The sequence below is a fragment of the Mycobacterium kyorinense genome (genome assembly GCF_002101735.1).
In the GTDB taxonomy this organism is placed as follows: Bacteria; Actinomycetota; Actinomycetes; order Mycobacteriales; family Mycobacteriaceae; genus Mycobacterium; species Mycobacterium kyorinense.
Window position 1 is genome coordinate 30,128 of record NZ_LQPE01000176.1, and the last position, 15,748, is coordinate 45,875.

Sequence of the window (15,748 nt, forward strand, 5' to 3'; positions counted from 1 at the left end):
CATCATGGGCCCCGATACTGAGAGTTCTCGTTTCCCCGATGCGTCGATCGCCTGGCAAACAACGCCATTGGCGGGCACCCAACGCATGCTGCGAGCGACCACCGAGCGTAACGGCTCGGCGGTGATTGTCTGCGTCGGCGGCGAGGTCGACGCCAGCAATGAGGCGGAGTGGCAGCGCCTGCTGACCAACATGGCCGTCACCGCCGTCGCACCGGGGCCGTTTGTGGTCGACGTCAGCGACCTCGACTTCATCGGCGCCAGCGCCTACGCCATGCTGGCGCACGAGGCCCAGCGGTGTCAGCACCGCGGGGTGCGGGTGTGCCTGGTCAGCACCCGGCCCGAAACCACCCGAGCCGTCGCTGCCTGCGGATTGGCGCAGCTGCTGCGCGTCGAGACGATGCTCGAGGCGGCGATGTCGCAGCTCACGGGCGACGTCCGGTAGCTCCCCGGTTTACGGTCGCCCACGCGGGGTATTCGGTCCCGGCTGCTGTGGCGACGCCGGACGGGGGAGTCGGGATTCATCGATGAGCGAAATGACCAGCTCGGCAATCGACCTGGCGTTGCGGCGCTGGCCGGGGGACGCCTACCCATTGGGTGCGACGTATGACGGCTCGGGCACCAACTTCGCGATCTTTAGCGAGGCGGCCGAAGCTGTGGAGCTGTGTCTTTTCGCCGACGACGGCGAAGAGACCAGGGTGGCGCTGACCGAAGTCGACGGGTTCGTCTGGCATGCCTTTCTGCCGGACGTTGCGCCCGGCCAGCGGTACGGATACCGGGTACATGGTCCCTACGATCCGGCGGCAGGCCACCGCTGCAATCCGAACAAGTTGTTGCTGGATCCCTACGCCCGCGCGATCGACGGCAACTTCGAGTGGGATCAGTCGCTGTTCGGTTACACCTTCGGCGATCCGGACAGCCGCAACGACCAGGACTCGGCTGCGCACATGCCGAAATCGGTGGTGATCAACCCGTTTTTCGACTGGGACGCCGACCGCCCGCCCCGCCACGCCTACGCGGATACCGTCATCTACGAGGCACACGTCAAGGGGCTGACCCAAAGCCATCCCGACATCCCGGCGCCGCTACGCGGAAAGTACGCCGGTATCGCCCATCCGGTCATCATCGAGCATCTGCAGAAATTGGGCATCACGGCGATCGAGCTGATGCCGGTGCACCACTTCGCGAACGATTCGACGCTGCTCGACAAAGGGTTGTCGAACTATTGGGGCTACAACAGCATTGGGTTCTTCGCCCCGGATTTCAAATACGGGTCGAGCGGCGGCCCCGGCAGTCAGGTCAACGAGTTCAAGACCATGGTGCGCACGCTGCACGAAGCCGGCATCGAGGTCATCTTGGACGTGGTCTACAACCACACCGCCGAGGGCAACCACCTTGGGCCCACAATCTGCATGCGCGGGCTCGACAACGCGGCCTACTACCGACTGGTCGACGACGAGCCGCGCTACTACATGGACTACACCGGCTGCGGCAACAGCCTCAACGTCCGCCACCCGCACTGCCTGCAACTGATCATGGACTCGCTGCGGTACTGGGTGACCGAGATGCACGTCGACGGGTTTCGCTTCGATCTGGCCTCCACACTGGCCCGCGAGTTCTACGACGTCGATCGGCTGTCCACCTTTTTCGAACTGGTGCAACAGGATCCGACTGTCAGCCAGGTCAAGCTGATCGCCGAACCGTGGGACGTCGGCCCCGGCGGCTACCAAGTCGGCAACTTCCCGCCGCAGTGGACCGAATGGAATGGCAAGTATCGCGATACCGTGCGCGACTACTGGCGCGGGGAACCGGCCACCCTCGGCGAATACGCCTCTCGGCTGACCGGATCGGCGGATCTCTACGAGCGCACCGCGCGCCGGCCGGTGGCGTCGATCAACTTCGTCACCGCCCACGACGGCTTCACGCTACGAGACCTGGTGTCTTACAACGAAAAACACAACGAGGCCAACGGCGAGGACAACCGGGACGGCGAATCCCACAACAGATCGTGGAACTGCGGGGTCGAGGGGCCGACGGACGACTCCGAGATCAACGCGCTGCGGTCGCGTCAGCAACGTAATTTTCTGGCCACTCTGCTGTTGTCCCAAGGCGTTCCGATGATCTGCCACGGCGACGAACTGGGCCGCTCCCAAGGCGGCAACAACAACGGGTTTTGCCAGGACAACGAGACGACGTGGATTCAGTGGGACAAGGCCGACGCCGAACTCATCGATTTCACGGCGTCGGTGTCAGCGCTGCGTGGCGCGCATCCGATCTTTCGCCGCCGCCATTTCTTCGACGGGCGGCCGGTGCGCCGCCGCGGCGCGCAGGGCCTGCCGGACATCTCCTGGTTCAAGCCCGACGGATCGGAGATGAGCGACGACGACTGGGACGCCGGTTTCGGTAAGGCGATCGCCGTGTACCTCAACGGCTTGGGGATCCCCGACCGCGATGCTCGCGGCGAACGGGTGAGCGACGACTCGTTCTTCCTATGCTTCAACGCCCACCACGAGCCGATCGATTTCATGCTGCCCGCGCGGGACTTCAGCCCGGCCTGGCAGGTCGTGCTCGACACCGCGACCGCCGATGCGGACGGCAATCCGCGGGAATGCGGCACCACCGTTCCGGTGCAGTCCCGCGCGATGGTGGTGCTGCAAGCCTCTGAACTTCCCGGCGACATAGGCGCTTTCGATCGACACCAACCACAGAAAGGTCACCGATGAAACCCATTGCCTGCGCCGCGATAGCGGTCATCATGTTGTTGTTCAGCGGATGCTCTGCCTCACAAGTCGTGAACACCGGCGGCGACACCAAGTGCAAGGACTTCACCACTCAGGACGAGAAGAAGCAGAACGAAGAAATCAGCAAGATGCTGAAGGACAAGAACGGATCTGAGCCCAGCGAACTGCAGATCTCGACGACTCGGCTGTCTGTGACGACCTATTGCCAAACGGTCGGCAAGCAAGACAGCAAGATCTCCGAGGCGCCACACGGCTGATCACCCCTGAAAGAAGGTTCGCATGTTGCACTCGCTGGTTCTCGCCGCCCAGTCCGATCCCCAAGCCGCGGGACTCATTCTGCGCGGGATCAAGGGGATTTTCGTCGCGATCGGAAGCATCATCGCCGCGATCGTGTGCGCGCTGATCGCCGGCATGAAGGGGCGCAACCCATTTGGTTGGGGCATCCTGGGTCTGTTCTTCAGCATCATCACGCTGATCGTCGTCATCATCATTCCCAGCAAGAAGTGACGGAGCGTGTGGCGCTAACCCGGATGCATCTGCCCGTCGAGGTTGCCTCGTTCTTGCCGGTCAGTGGTGTCGTATTCGGAAGCGGCTGAATCCAGTTTCCCGGCAAGGTCGTGCGACACCGCTTGCATGGCCTTCGCCGCCTTCGTGCGGGACTGCTCGGCGGCCAACACCGCCGCAGTGGTCAGCGAGCAAACCAAACCGTGCGAGCTTCCGACATTCACACCGGTGCCCCGAGTCGCCATATCCGCTGAGGCGACGTCGGTGGCGACCTGCCGGTGCTGACTCGACAGCTTGCGCAAATCCCCAGAAGTGACCTGTAATTCGCCGCCCATACGTAATTCCTTTCTGCGCTGAACTACTGAGCGCCGGTCGGATGCGCGTCTGACGCGATGCTGTCATATCCGGCTCCGGCCCGCCGGATCAACGTCGCGTTGTGCGCAGCATCGGAAGTCATCTGCGTGACCGCCTTAACGCAGGGAGGAATTGTTCCGGCGACGGCAGCGACTTGGACGGCCATCGAAGCGACTTCGCCGCCCACCGGGATGGCGAGTGCCAGTAACGCCGGGATGATGGACAGTGTCAGCGCGGTCGCGTTGTGGTCTAGTGTTTCCCGTGTTTTCTCGACCTGCTCGGCCTCACGATGAAGGACTTCCCTCACCGTCTTGTCGTTTTCCGCCATCTCGGCCGCGCGCTGCTGCTGCTCTTTGTTTCGCTCGCCGTATGTTTCCGACGCGGACCCCTCCCAGCTGTCCGGTGGATGGGTAGATCCCAGCGTTTCGCCGATGCGGTTGAACGCATTGGCGCCCTCGGCGAATCCGTTCCCGGTCTCCGGGTCACCGAAACCGAGCGTGTTGGCCATTGCCATCATGGCCAACAGCCCGCCCTGGATGACCGGCAGCGCTGCGGCTTCCGGGATTGCGGCCTCCAGCTTTTCGCCGATCTGCAGGCCGATAGTGTGGGTGAAACCGACGAAGTCAGCACCGATTCCTGTCAGCGACCACGCGGTGTCTTTCTTGACGCCTTGCGGGTGGTCGTAGACGAGACCCTTCCAAAAGTTGAAACTCTCGTAGATATCCCTAAGGTCGCCCACGCCAATCCCATCGTCAGACGCTAACGCGGTTATCGCTCAGGCTAGCAAGCCGTGGAATGGGTACTGCACACGAAATTCGGGCGAAGCCACCTGGGATTCAGCCAAGCTCAAACCGAGCCTCCTGCAACCGCCGCAGAGCCCGGTCGTCGGTCAGCTCCACCCGGTACTCGGGGTGGAGCCAATAGAATCGCACCAGCTCCCGGAGTGCGTCGCCATCGGTGGCGTACCAACCTGCCTGCTTCACCGACGGAGTCCTACCGTTAGCCATCACCATGGTGATGGGGCACAACGCGTACGCATGGACGAAAGTGAGTTTGAACGGACCCCGACCGTACCACCGCACCGGAGACACATCGGAGACCGCGGCGACCTCCGACCACTCGCCCTTCTGCGCCCAAAGGCCCTGCGCGAACACGAATCCCCGCGGGGACAGTTGCAGGAAGCCGCTGCCGCGGCGTTTGATCGTCAACCACACAAAAACGGCGCACACCACGGCGGTGGCAGCGGAAATAAAGAGATACATGCGTCGTATTTCTTCAGGGACGCCGACAAGCAATACACCCAAGTACCCCAGAACAGCCCAAGATCCCCAGACGACGACGCCGACCACGAGCAACACCGCGGCAAGCATGTCGAAGCGGCGATCGGGGCGAAGCGTGGTTCCCGTCGAGTCCGCTGTTCCGCGAGGTACGAACCTTGCCATGTACAGCCACTGAAAAAATGGGATGAGCCAAAAGACCGCTAAGCCCACAAGCAGTCCGGCGAGCCAATATTTGCCATGAAGCCCAGCGATGAGTGCCCCACCCGCACACAAAGCTGTGCCGCCACCCAACAAAGACAGCGCAAGCCTTCTTAGTATTCGGTTCTGCCGGGCTCTGTCGTTCGCTTGGTCGGCCGCCATGAGATCAAGGTCGTGGTCACCGTCGGTGGAGCCGTCATGACTCGCGTGCGGGTCGGTCACGGTCGGAGTTTATCGCCGGTGGTCCGCCGCTCCGGGCAGCATCGTCAGCAGCCTTAACACCGTCGCCTACGATCGACCCTCGTGCCCCACGACGACGATGAGCGATCGACGCAGCGGATCGCGCGGCTCATCGCCGTCGTCGCGGGAATCGCCGGGGTGCTGCTGTGCGGCGTGGTGCCACTGCTTCCCGTCAAGCAGACCACCGCAACGGTTCTCTGGCCGCAGGGCAGCAAAGACGGTCACGTCACCGACATCACCGCGCCGCTGGTATCCGGCGCGCCGCGGTCGCTGGACATCTCCATCCCGTGCCCGGCGATCGCCACCCTGCCCGCGTCCGGTGGCCTGGTGCTCTCGACCCTCCCGGCAGACGGTTTCGAAACCGGCAAGAACGGGCTGTTCGTCCGCGCCAACAAGGACACCGTCGTCGTCGCGTTCCGCGACACGGTGGCCGCGGTCGCGCCTCGCCCCGCAATCGCCACCGGCGCCTGCAGCGTGCTGCACATCTGGGCCGACGCCGGCGGAGCCAACGCGGATTTCGTCGGGATCCCCGGCGCCGCCGGCAAACTGGCATCCGAGAAGAAGCCGCAGGTCGGCGGCGTCTTCACCGACCTCAAAGTGCCCGCCCAGCCGGGGTTGTCGGTCCGCGTCGACATCGACACCCGGTTCATCACCGCCCCCACCATGCTGAAGAAGGCCGTGATGGGCCTGGGCGCGCTGTCCGTGCTGGCCGCGATCGTCGCACTCGGCATCCTGGACCGGCACTCCGGCCGTCGCGCGCCTCGCAACTGGCGGCACATCTGGCGGGCCGGTGTCGCCACGTGGCTCGCCGACACCGGCGTCGTCGGAACCCTGCTGCTCTGGCACGTCATCGGCGCCACATCCTCCGACGACGGCTACAACCTGACCATCGCCCGGGTCTCCCGACAGGCCGGCTACCTGGCGAACTACTACCGGTTCTTCGGGACCACCGAAGCGCCGTTCGACTGGTATCAGGCGGTGCTGGCGCACCTGGCCACGGTGAGCACCGCCGGGGTATGGATGCGCCTGCCGGCCACGCTGGCCGGGATCATCTGCTGGCTGATCATCAGCCGCTACGCGCTGCGCCGGCTGGGTCCCGGTAAAGGCGGCCTGGCGTCCAACCGCGTCGCGGTGTGGACGGCCGGTGCGGTGTTCCTGGCCGCCTGGCTGCCGTTCAACAACGGTCTGCGGCCCGAGCCGCTGATCGCGCTGGGCGTGATCGCCACCTGGGCCCTGGTGGAAAGCGCGATCGCCACCCGCCGACTGGTGCCGGCGGCGGTGGCGATCATCGTGGCGATGCTGACCGCGACGCTGGCGCCGCAGGGGCTGATCGCGGTGGCCGCGCTGCTGACCGGCGCCCGGGCGATCGCCCGGATGATCGCCACGCGCCGACCGGCCGACGGGCTCCTGGCGCCCCTCGCGGTGCTGACGGCGTCGCTGTCGCTGATCACCGTCGTGGTATTCCGGTCGCAGACGCTGGCGACGGTCGGCGAGTCCGCGCGCATCAAATACAAGGTCGGCCCGACGATCGCGTGGTACCAGGAGTGGCTGCGTTACTACTTCGTCACCGTGGAGAGCAACGCCGACGGCTCCATGACGCGGCGGTTCGCCTGGCTCATCCTGTTCTTTTGCCTGTTCGGCGCCCTGGTCGTGCTGTTGCGCCGCGGCCGGGTCGCGGGCCTGGCCAGCGGGGCGGTGTGGCGGCTGATCGGCACCACCGCCGCGGGCCTCTTGCTCCTGACGTTCACGCCGACGAAGTGGGCGGTGCAGTTCGGCGCGTTCGCCGGGCTGGCCGGCGCGCTGGGCGCAGTCACCGGGTTCGCGTTCGCCCGCGTCGGCCTGCACAGCCGCCGCAACCTGACGCTGTACATCACCGGGCTGCTGTTCGTGCTGGCCTGGGCGACCTCGGGCATCAACGGCTGGTTCTACGTCGGCAACTACGGGGTGCCGTGGTTCGACATCCAGCCGGTCATCGCCAGCCACCCGGTGACGTCGATGTTCCTGGCGGCCTCGATCGCCACCGGCCTGCTGGCCGCCTGGCAGCACTTCCGGATGGACTACGCCGGGCACACCGAAATCGCGCCCACCCGGCGCAACCGCATCCTGGCCTCCACGCCGCTGCTGGCGGTCGCCGCGATCATGGTGCTCGCCGAAGTGGGCTCGATGGCCAAGGCCGCCGCCGTCCGCTACCCGATGTACACCACCGCCAAGGCCAACCTCGCCGCGCTGAAATCCGGCCTGTCGAACACCAGCTGCGCGATGGCCGACGACGTGCTGGCCGAGCCCGACACCAATGCCGGTCTGCTGCAACCCTTTCCGGGTCAGCAGTACGGGCCGGCCGGGCCGCTGGGCGGTGTGAACCCGGTCGGCTTCAGCCCCAACGGCGTCGGCAAGGACCTGCAGTCGGACCCGGTGGTGTCCAAGCCGGGCCTGGTCAATTCCGACGCCTCGCCCAACAAGCCCAACGCCGCGATCAGCGACTCGGCCGGCACCGCCGGCGGCTACGGCGCGGTCGGGATAAACGGGTCGCGGGCGGCGCTGCCGTTCGGCCTCGACCCGTCGCGCACCCCGGTCATGGGCAGCTACGGCGAAAACAGCCTGGCCGCCACCGCCACCTCGGCGTGGTACCAACTCCCGCCACGAACCCCGGACCGGCCACTCGTCGTCGTCTCCGCCGCCGGCGCCATCTGGTCCTACAAGGAGGACGGCGACTTTTCCTACGGCCAACAGCTGAAACTCGAATGGGGCGTTCGAAACCCCGACGGCTCAACGCAACCCCTCGGCCAGGTGTATCCGATCGACCTCGGCCCCCAGCCGGCGTGGCGCAACCTGCGGTTCCCGTTGACGACGGCCCCGCCCCAGGCCAACGCGGCACGCATCGTCGCCTACGACCCCAACCTGAGCTCCGAGCAGTGGTTCGCGTTCACCCCGCCGCGAGTGCCGGTGCTGCAAACCCTGCAGCGGCTGATCGGGTCGCAGGCGCCGGTACTGATGGACATCGCGACCGCCGCGAACTTCCCCTGCCAGCGGCCGTTCTCGGAACACCTTGGCGTCGCGGAACTTCCGGACTACCGGATCCTGCCCGACCACAAGCAGACCGCCGCGTCGTCGAACCTGTGGCAGTCGGCCGAGGACGGCGGGCCGTTCCTGTTCACCACCGCGCTGCTGTGGACGTCGACCATCCCGACCTACCTGCGCGACGACTGGTACCGCGACTGGGGGTCGGTGGAGGCCTATCACCGATTCGTGCCGGCTGATCGGGCGCCGAACGCAGTGATCGAGCAGGGTGTGGCCACCGTCTACGGCTGGAGCCGACAAGGACCGATTCGAGCATTGCCATGACGCTGACCCAGACCGAAGTCTGGGGATTCCAACCCATCCCACCTACTTAGGCAGCAGGAAAGCTGAGTTGAGGTTCACAGTTCGCAGACCGCCCAACGGCGAGGTCTCCCTGTGCTGTCACCGCCCGCCCGGCGGCGATTTTGCGAGCCGCGTTCACGTCGGCGTTGCACGGCCCCGTCTTGCAGGCCACACACGAAAAGACCGCTTGGCTCTTGCGGTTTTCCGGTGCGATGTGCCCACAGGCAGCGCATCGTTGCGACGTGTAGGCGGCAGGGACCCGTTCGAGGCGTCCCGCGGCTTTGTGGTCGAGCCGGGCAACCAGCCGACCCCACCCTTGATTCCTGATCGCGCGGTTAAGCCCACGTTTCTGCGCGACCCGCACGCCCGGTTTTTCCGCGGTGCCGCGCGCCGAGCGGGTCATCGCCCGCACATCGAGGTCTTCCACCCGAATAGTGTTGAATCGGCGCGCCAGATCGGTGGTGGTCTTCTCCACCCAGTCACGTCGCCGGTCTGTTTCACGTGCTTTGAGTTTCGCGATCGCCAGTTTGGTGCGCGCTCGGTGGTTGGAGCCGCGTTGGGCGCGGGCGAGGCGTTGTTGCAGCCGCCGCAGCCGGGTTTGCTCACCAGGCGTCAGGCTAGGAGTGTGGAGCAGCTCGCCTGTAGACAGCGCCGCCGAGACCGCCACACCCCGATCGATGCCGACCACGCTGGTATCGTCCGGTCCTGGGATTGGCTCGGGGATGTGGGCGAAGGCGATATGCCACCGTCCGGCCCGGTCCCGGGTGACGCGATACGACTTTGCTCCCGAGGGCACCGTTCGGGTGCAGCGGAACCGGACCCATCCGATCTTGGGTACCCATACCCGTCCATAACGCCGACTCACCGTGGCGATATGGCCGGGTTTGACCCCGACCTGACGGAAGCCTTCGTGCACGCCGGCCTTGCGAAACGACGGACGGCGATGGGTGTGGGCGAAAAAGTTGCGCATGGCCTGGGCGAAATCCCGCAGCGCCTGCTGCTGCACAGTTTGGGACCCGGCGGCCAACCAGTTGTATTCGCCACGAATCTCGGTCAACTGGGCACATTGGTCGTTGTAACCCGGGGTGTGCCGTCCGGGCTGCCACATCTGCTGCTGCTCCACAGCCAGGTTCCAAACAAACCGCGCATGCCGACAATGCTCTACCAACCCCACCTCCTGAGCAGGTGTGGGCAACAACCGGAACCGAGACATATTCGCAAGCTAGCCACCACCACCGACAACACTGGAGATCGCAAGCCTGCGCAGGTCGGGACCAGCGTTCCTCCCGCGTGTAACTCTTGGAGTTTCCCGTCGAAGGGGGTCCGATGACCATCACCCGAGCGGCCGAGCCACCCGTCATCGAGACCGCCGCCAATGTTCAGGTGGCGCGCTGGATCGCGACGATCGCCGGCTTGATCGGCTTCGTGCTGTCGGTCGCCACGCCGCTGCTGCCCGTCGTGCAGACCACCGCCACGCTGAACTGGCCGCAACAGGGACAGTTCACAAACGTTACGGCGCCGCTGATTTCGCAGACGCCGGTTTCGGTGACGGTGACTGTGCCGTGCTCCGTGGTGAACACGATGCCGCCAAAGGGCGGGCTGGTGCTGGGCACCGCGCCCAAGCAGGGCAAGGACGCCTCGCTGCAGGGGCTGTTCGTCAACGTCAGCAGCCAACGGGTCGACGTCACCGACCGCAACGTGGTGATCGCCAGCGCACCACGCAATCTCGTGGCCGGTGCCCAGTGTCAGCGCATCGAGATCACCTCCACACATGCCGGCACCTTCGCCACCTTCGTCGGGCTGCCCGGGCCACCGGGGCAGCCGTCGGGCTTCCCCGATCCCAACCTGCGCCCGCAGATCGTCGGGGTGTTTACCGACCTGACCGGCCCGGCGCCGCCCGGGCTGCGGCTGTCGGCGACCATCGACACCCGATTCTCCACCAAGCCAACGATTTTGAAGCTCACCGCGATCGTGCTCGCGATCGCCTCGACCGTCGTCGCACTGATTGCGTTGTGGCGACTGGACCGGATGGACGGGCGCCGGATGCGCCGGCTGATCCCGGGCCGCTGGCACGGTTTCAGTCTGGCCGACGCGACGGTGATCTTCGCGTTCCTGCTCTGGCACGTGATCGGCGCCAACTCCTCGGACGACGGCTACATCCTGGGGATGGCCCGCGTCGCCGACCACGCCGGCTACATGTCCAACTACTTCCGTTGGTTCGGCAGCCCCGAGGACCCGTTCGGCTGGTACTACAACCTGCTCGCGCTGATGACCCATGTCAGCGACCAAAGCATCTGGATTCGGTTGCCGGACTTGGTCGCCGGGCTGGTGTGCTGGCTGCTGCTGTCCCGCGAGGTGCTGCCCCGACTGGGGCCCGCGGTGGCGTCGAGCAAGGCCGCGCTGTGGGCGGCGGGCCTGGTGCTGCTGGCGGCGTGGATGCCGTTCAACAACGGTCTGCGTCCCGAAGGCATCATCGCCGTCGGGTCGCTGATCACCTACGTGCTGATCGAGCGGTCGATGTACTCGGGGCGGATGACGCCCGCGGCGCTGGCGATCGTCGCCGCCGCTTTCACGCTCGGGATCCAGCCCACCGGCCTGATCGCGGTGGCCGCATTGGTCGCCGGTGGTCGCCCGATCCTGCGAATCCTGGTGCGACGGCATCGCCTTGTCGGCACCTGGCCGCTGGTGGCGCCGTTGCTGGCAGCCGGCTTCGTGATCCTGCCGGTGGTGTTCGCCGACCAGACCCTGTCAACGGTGTTCGAGGCCACCAGGATTCGCGGCGCGATCGGGCCCAGCCAGGCCTGGTACACCGAGAACCTGCGCTACTACTATCTGATCCTGCCCACCGTCGACGGCTCGCTGTCACGCCGGTTCGGCTTCCTGATCACCTTCCTGTGCCTGCTCGCCGCGCTGTTTATCATGTTGCGCCGCAAGCGGGTTCCGGGTGTGGCCCGCGGGCCGGCGTGGCGCCTGATGGGCGTCATCTTCGGCACGATGTTCTTCTTGATGTTCACCCCCACCAAGTGGGTGCATCACTTCGGCCTGTTCGCCGCGGTCGGTGCGGCGATGGCGGCGCTGACCACCGTGCTGGTCTCGTCCAAGGTGTTGCGCTGTTCGCGCAACCGGATGGCGTTCGTGGCGGCGGTGTTTTTCATGCTGGCGTTGTGCTTCGCCACCACCAACGGCTGGTGGTACGTGTCCAGCTACGGCGTGCCGTTCAACAGCGCGATGCCAAAGATCGACGGAATCACAATCAGCACAATCTTTTTCGCTCTGTTCGCGCTGACTGCGGTGTATGCCAGCTGGCTGCATTTCGCCCCTCGCGACCGCGGAGAGGGCCGGCTGGGCCGCGCGCTGACAGCCGCGCCGGTGCCGATCGCAGCGGGATTCATGGTGTGCGTGTTCGTCGCGTCGATGGTCGCCGGGATCGTCCGCCAGTACCCCACCTACTCCAACGGCTGGGCCAACCTGCGGGCGTTCACCGGTGGCTGCGGGCTGGCCGACGACGTGCTCGTCGAACCCGACACCAATGCCGGCTTCATGCCGGCGCTGCCCGGCGACTACGGTTCGCTGGGCCCATTGGGCGGGGTGAACCCCGTCGGCTTCACCCCCGACGGCGTGCCGGAACACACTGTGGCCGAGGCGATTCGGATGGCGTCACCGCCGCAGCCCGGCGTCGACTACGACTGGGATGCCCCGACCAAGCTCAAGGCACCGGGCGTCAACGGTTCCCGGGTGCCGCTGCCCTACGGCCTTGACCCGGCTCGGGTTCCGGTGGCCGGCAGTTACACCACCGGGCCGCAGCAGGAGAGCCGGCTGGCCTCGGCCTGGTATCAATTGCCCAAGCGCGACGACGGGCATCCGCTGGTGGTCGTCACGGCGGCGGGCAAGATCGCCGGCAACAGCGTGCTGCACGGTCATACCGACGGACAAACCGTGGTGCTGGAATACGCCCGCGCCGACCTGGCCCCGGCCGGGCGGCTGGTGCCCGACGACCTTTACGGCGAACAGCCCAAGGCGTGGCGCAACCTGCGGTTCGCCCGCGACAAAATTCCCGCTGACGCGGTGGCCGTCCGCGTGGTGGCCGACGATCTGTCGCTGACTCCGGAGGACTGGATCGCGGTCACGCCGCCGCGGGTGCCGGAGCTGCGCTCGCTGCAGGAGTACGTCGGCTCGTCGCAGCCGGTGCTGATGGACTGGGCGGTCGGTATGGCCTTCCCATGCCAGCAGCCGATGCTGCACGCCAACGGCGTCACCGACATCCCGAAGTTCCGCATCACCCCGGACTACATGGCCAAGAAGCAGGACACCGATACCTGGGAGGACGGCGTCAACGGCGGCCTGCTGGGCATCACCGACGTGCTGCTGCGGGCGCACGTGATGGCCACCTACCTGTCGCGAGACTGGGGCCGCGACTGGGGGTCGCTGCGTAAATTCGACACGATCGTCAACGCGCAACCGGCCCAGCTCGACCTCGGCACCGCGACCCGCACCGGATGGTGGTCGCCAGGGCAGATCCGGATCAAGCCCTGAGCCATCCCGATTGGCGGCGGCCGGTGGCGGGTAGCCGGTGGGGATGCGTGCTGAAGAAGGCGACGAAACCGTCGAAGAGCTGGCCGACGAGGCCGGCGAGGCGAAAAAGGAACTGCGGGAAACCACCGCGACCGGCAAAAAGGTGCAGCAGGAGGCCGAGAAGTCGGACTGAGGCACCATGACGCCACGCTGGGCATCTATCGGCGCGGTGTCGGTGCTTGGCGCCTTGGCGCTCGCCTGCGGCGCGCCGCCGCCCACCGGAGCCGGATCGCCCGGCCAGCCCAACTACGTCGCGATGGGCGACTCGGCGGCGGCAGAGCCCGGCGTGCCGGATCCAGCACCGCCGCCCGGCTGCCAGAAGTCGACGCACAACTATCCGTCGGTACTGGCCCGGCGCATCGGCGCGACGAGCTTCACCGACGTCACCTGCAGCGGCGCGACGACCGACGACATCACGAGTCGGGCCCAACCAACCTCCAGCGGCCCGGTGCCGCCGCAGATCGACGCGGTCGGCGCCGACACCACGCTGATCACGATCACCATCGGCGGCAACGACGTCGCGCTGGCCGGTGACGCCGCGCAGTGCCGGGCCGCGTCGCTGGATTCCCCGCCGTGTGCGCAGCGGTTTGTGACCAACGGCGTGGACAGCATCTCGGCGGCGATCAACGCACAGGTTCCGGTGTGGGGCACGATGATCGACGACGTCCGCGCCAAGGCGCCCGCCGCGCGGATCGTCCTGGTCGGATACCTGACCTACATCCGGCCCGGCGGCTGCTTCCCGGACCAGCCCGTCCTCCCCACGGACGCCGACTACTTCGAGTCGAAAGTCAACGAGCTCGACGACCGGCAGATGCAGCTGGCGGCCGCCAAAGGGATCGACTTCTTCGACACCCGACAGCTGTCCGTCGGCCACGACATGTGCGCGCCACCCGACCAGCGTTATGTCGAGGGGTTTGTGGCCGCCAATCCTGCTGCGCCGCTGCACCCTAACGCGATGGGCGCCGCCGCGGTCGGCAACGCTCTTGCCGACTGGCTGGCTCGCCGCTAGACCGGGACCGCCGCGACGTCCAGTGTTTCACCGGGTTCGAGGTTGACGATTCGCAGAGATTTGGCTTCGGCTGCGATACACAGTTTGGTCAACGGATTGTCCTCTTCGACATAGTACGGCGGGCGGTTAACACCGAAGTGCATGGGCACCAATGTCTTTGCGCCGAGGATGACGGCAGCCTGCGCGGCTTGTTCGGGTGTCAGGTCGGCGGGCAGTTCACTCGCAGGTTGCAGATGTGGTACCGGGAAGTTCACTCTCGCACCGTTGATCGGCAGGACAGCGACGTCGACCGGGCCGGTCCGGTGCGCGATCAGCCACCAGTAGCCGTGGAACAGCGTGTCGCCGCCGTGAAAGATTCGCCGGCCGTCCGCCTGGACAACCCAGCCCACCTGGGGATCACCCAAGCCGTCGACGGCAGGGACCGCGGTGATGGTGAACGACCCCAATTCGGTTCGCTCCCAGTCGGATACGACTCGGGTGTCGAGCGTGCTTGCCGCAATGTCGTCTTCTTGTGGGGCCGTCGCGACCGCTTCCTCATCGGACCCGACGAAGGGAGGCGGGCGCAGCACCAGGCCGCGAGGGCCAACGGCGGTTTGGATGGCCGCAACGTCGGTGTGGTCGCCATGCAGGTGGGTGACCAGTGCCGCCGACGCCTGGCCGGGCTGTGTCGGCGCCACGAATTGGTCGTTCGGCAGAACCGAACTCAGCACCCGAAAATCGTGCACATAGTCCACGACCAATGACGCACCCTGGGCGATCACTTCGATACCGGCCCAGCCCAAACGTCGAATCCTCATGCCAATCAACCCTTTCCAGTGTGCTTGACGCTGTCGATGCGGGCCGTGATCGCCGCGGTGGCACGGTCGTACGCGCTGTCGTCGTCGAAAAGGACCGCTTCGGAGTTCGCGGCGCGCGCGAATGCGTCCAGTTCAAAGGCAAGCTGGGCCGGGTCGACGTCGGCGCGCAGCTCGCCGGTTGCCTGCGCTTCCCGCACCAAGCGTTCTTGCAAGCCCAGCCAACTGGTGTGGTGTTCACGGATCGCGTCGCGGATGAGTCCGTCGCGTGCGTCATACTCCGCAGTGACGGCGGCGAAGAAACAGCCACCGGAAAACACCCGCCGCCGCGAGTAGTCCATCCAGTGCTGGTAGAGCGCCACCAGGCGGGGCAAGCCTCTACCGGCGCGCAACGCCGGAGCGATCACATGCCGGGTGAATACGTCGCCGGCGTAGCCGACGGCAGCCAGCTGCAGTTGCGCTTTGGAGCCGAAATGCGCCGCAACGTTGCTCTTGCTGGTACCGCACTCCTTGGCGAGTCGGCCGATGGACAGGCCTTCCAGTCCGTCCGCCGACGCGATATCGGCGGCCGTCGCCAAAATCGTCGATCGTGCCCGTTCCCCGCGAGCGAGCCGCCCGTCGCTCTTGGCATCCATGGCGCAAAGACTATACGAACGATCGTTCAGAATTCAAGGCCGAGCAGACGTGGAATCGCACAAT

General features: G+C 66.2%; 14 protein-coding genes. 8 read left to right on the top strand and 6 right to left on the bottom strand.

Annotation, left to right across the window (positions count from 1 at the left end; all coding sequences use genetic code 11):
* The first annotated feature begins 4 nt into the window (after nucleotides 1-4).
* The 4 genes from AWC14_RS27210 to AWC14_RS27225 all read left to right on the top strand — a co-directional run bounded on the left by AWC14_RS27210 (nucleotide 5) and on the right by AWC14_RS27225 (nucleotide 3,245).
* Nucleotides 5-442: an anti-sigma factor antagonist gene (locus AWC14_RS27210; protein ID WP_142281865.1), complete on the top strand. Its 438-nt coding sequence runs from the start codon at nucleotides 5-7 to the stop codon at nucleotides 440-442.
* A gap of 82 nt (nucleotides 443-524) precedes the next feature.
* Nucleotides 525-2,720 (top strand): glycogen debranching protein GlgX, encoded by a 2,196-nt coding sequence (glgX, locus tag AWC14_RS27215; RefSeq protein ID WP_045375224.1) that lies wholly within the window; start codon nucleotides 525-527, stop codon nucleotides 2,718-2,720.
* A complete protein-coding gene (locus AWC14_RS27220) occupies nucleotides 2,717-2,995 on the top strand; it encodes a hypothetical protein (protein WP_045375222.1) in 279 nt (92 codons plus the stop codon). Before glgX ends, AWC14_RS27220 begins: the two co-directional genes overlap by 4 nt.
* A gap of 22 nt (nucleotides 2,996-3,017) precedes the next feature.
* The gene (locus AWC14_RS27225; RefSeq protein ID WP_045375220.1) at nucleotides 3,018-3,245 is read left to right on the top strand and encodes a hypothetical protein; all 228 of its coding nucleotides are present in this window, start codon (nucleotides 3,018-3,020) and stop codon (nucleotides 3,243-3,245) included.
* A gap of 14 nt (nucleotides 3,246-3,259) precedes the next feature.
* On the opposite strand, the gene AWC14_RS27230 is transcribed toward AWC14_RS27225, so the two are convergent.
* The 3 genes from AWC14_RS27230 to AWC14_RS27240 form a co-directional block, all read right to left on the bottom strand.
* The gene (locus AWC14_RS27230; protein ID WP_045375218.1) at nucleotides 3,260-3,577 is read right to left on the bottom strand and encodes an ESX-1 secretion-associated protein; all 318 of its coding nucleotides are present in this window, start codon (nucleotides 3,575-3,577) and stop codon (nucleotides 3,260-3,262) included.
* 23 nt (nucleotides 3,578-3,600) lie between these two features.
* Nucleotides 3,601-4,335 carry an EspA/EspE family type VII secretion system effector gene (locus tag AWC14_RS27235; protein WP_052425506.1) on the bottom strand — a complete coding sequence of 245 codons (735 nt, stop codon included), beginning with the start codon at nucleotides 4,333-4,335 and terminating at the stop codon, nucleotides 3,601-3,603.
* Between the two features lie 97 nt (nucleotides 4,336-4,432).
* Complete coding sequence (locus AWC14_RS27240; RefSeq protein WP_085241537.1) at nucleotides 4,433-5,296, bottom strand: hypothetical protein; 864 nt, start codon at nucleotides 5,294-5,296, stop codon at nucleotides 4,433-4,435.
* 81 nt (nucleotides 5,297-5,377) lie between these two features.
* Between AWC14_RS27240 and AWC14_RS27245 the strand changes: the two genes are divergently transcribed.
* Nucleotides 5,378-8,656 carry an arabinosyltransferase domain-containing protein gene (locus AWC14_RS27245; RefSeq protein ID WP_045375214.1) on the top strand — a complete coding sequence of 1,093 codons (3,279 nt, stop codon included), beginning with the start codon at nucleotides 5,378-5,380 and terminating at the stop codon, nucleotides 8,654-8,656.
* A 46-nt stretch (nucleotides 8,657-8,702) separates the two neighbouring features.
* Here the strand turns inward: AWC14_RS27245 and AWC14_RS27250 are convergent, their stop codons facing one another.
* Nucleotides 8,703-9,887, bottom strand: coding sequence for an RNA-guided endonuclease InsQ/TnpB family protein (locus AWC14_RS27250; protein ID WP_081968011.1), 1,185 nt, complete (start codon nucleotides 9,885-9,887; stop codon nucleotides 8,703-8,705).
* 113 nt (nucleotides 9,888-10,000) lie between these two features.
* Between AWC14_RS27250 and AWC14_RS27255 the strand changes: the two genes are divergently transcribed.
* Genes AWC14_RS27255 through AWC14_RS27260 form a run of 3 tightly spaced genes read left to right on the top strand, consistent with a single transcriptional unit; the run spans nucleotide 10,001 to nucleotide 14,255 of the window.
* The gene (locus tag AWC14_RS27255) at nucleotides 10,001-13,207 is read left to right on the top strand and encodes an arabinosyltransferase domain-containing protein (RefSeq protein ID WP_045375211.1); all 3,207 of its coding nucleotides are present in this window, start codon (nucleotides 10,001-10,003) and stop codon (nucleotides 13,205-13,207) included.
* 43 nt (nucleotides 13,208-13,250) lie between these two features.
* Nucleotides 13,251-13,379, top strand: a complete 129-nt coding sequence (locus AWC14_RS30030; RefSeq protein WP_268811691.1) for a hypothetical protein — start codon at nucleotides 13,251-13,253, stop codon at nucleotides 13,377-13,379.
* Nucleotides 13,380-13,385: 6 nt separating this feature from the next.
* Nucleotides 13,386-14,255 (top strand): SGNH/GDSL hydrolase family protein, encoded by an 870-nt coding sequence (locus tag AWC14_RS27260; RefSeq protein ID WP_045375209.1) that lies wholly within the window; start codon nucleotides 13,386-13,388, stop codon nucleotides 14,253-14,255.
* Here the strand turns inward: AWC14_RS27260 and AWC14_RS27265 are convergent.
* Nucleotides 14,252-15,052 carry an MBL fold metallo-hydrolase gene (locus tag AWC14_RS27265; protein WP_045375207.1) on the bottom strand — a complete coding sequence of 267 codons (801 nt, stop codon included), beginning with the start codon at nucleotides 15,050-15,052 and terminating at the stop codon, nucleotides 14,252-14,254. The two genes, AWC14_RS27260 and AWC14_RS27265, sit on opposite strands and share 4 nt — an antisense overlap.
* A 5-nt stretch (nucleotides 15,053-15,057) precedes the next feature.
* Nucleotides 15,058-15,684 carry a TetR/AcrR family transcriptional regulator gene (locus AWC14_RS27270; RefSeq protein ID WP_045375205.1) on the bottom strand — a complete coding sequence of 209 codons (627 nt, stop codon included), beginning with the start codon at nucleotides 15,682-15,684 and terminating at the stop codon, nucleotides 15,058-15,060.
* Between the last annotated feature and the right edge of the window lie 64 nt (nucleotides 15,685-15,748).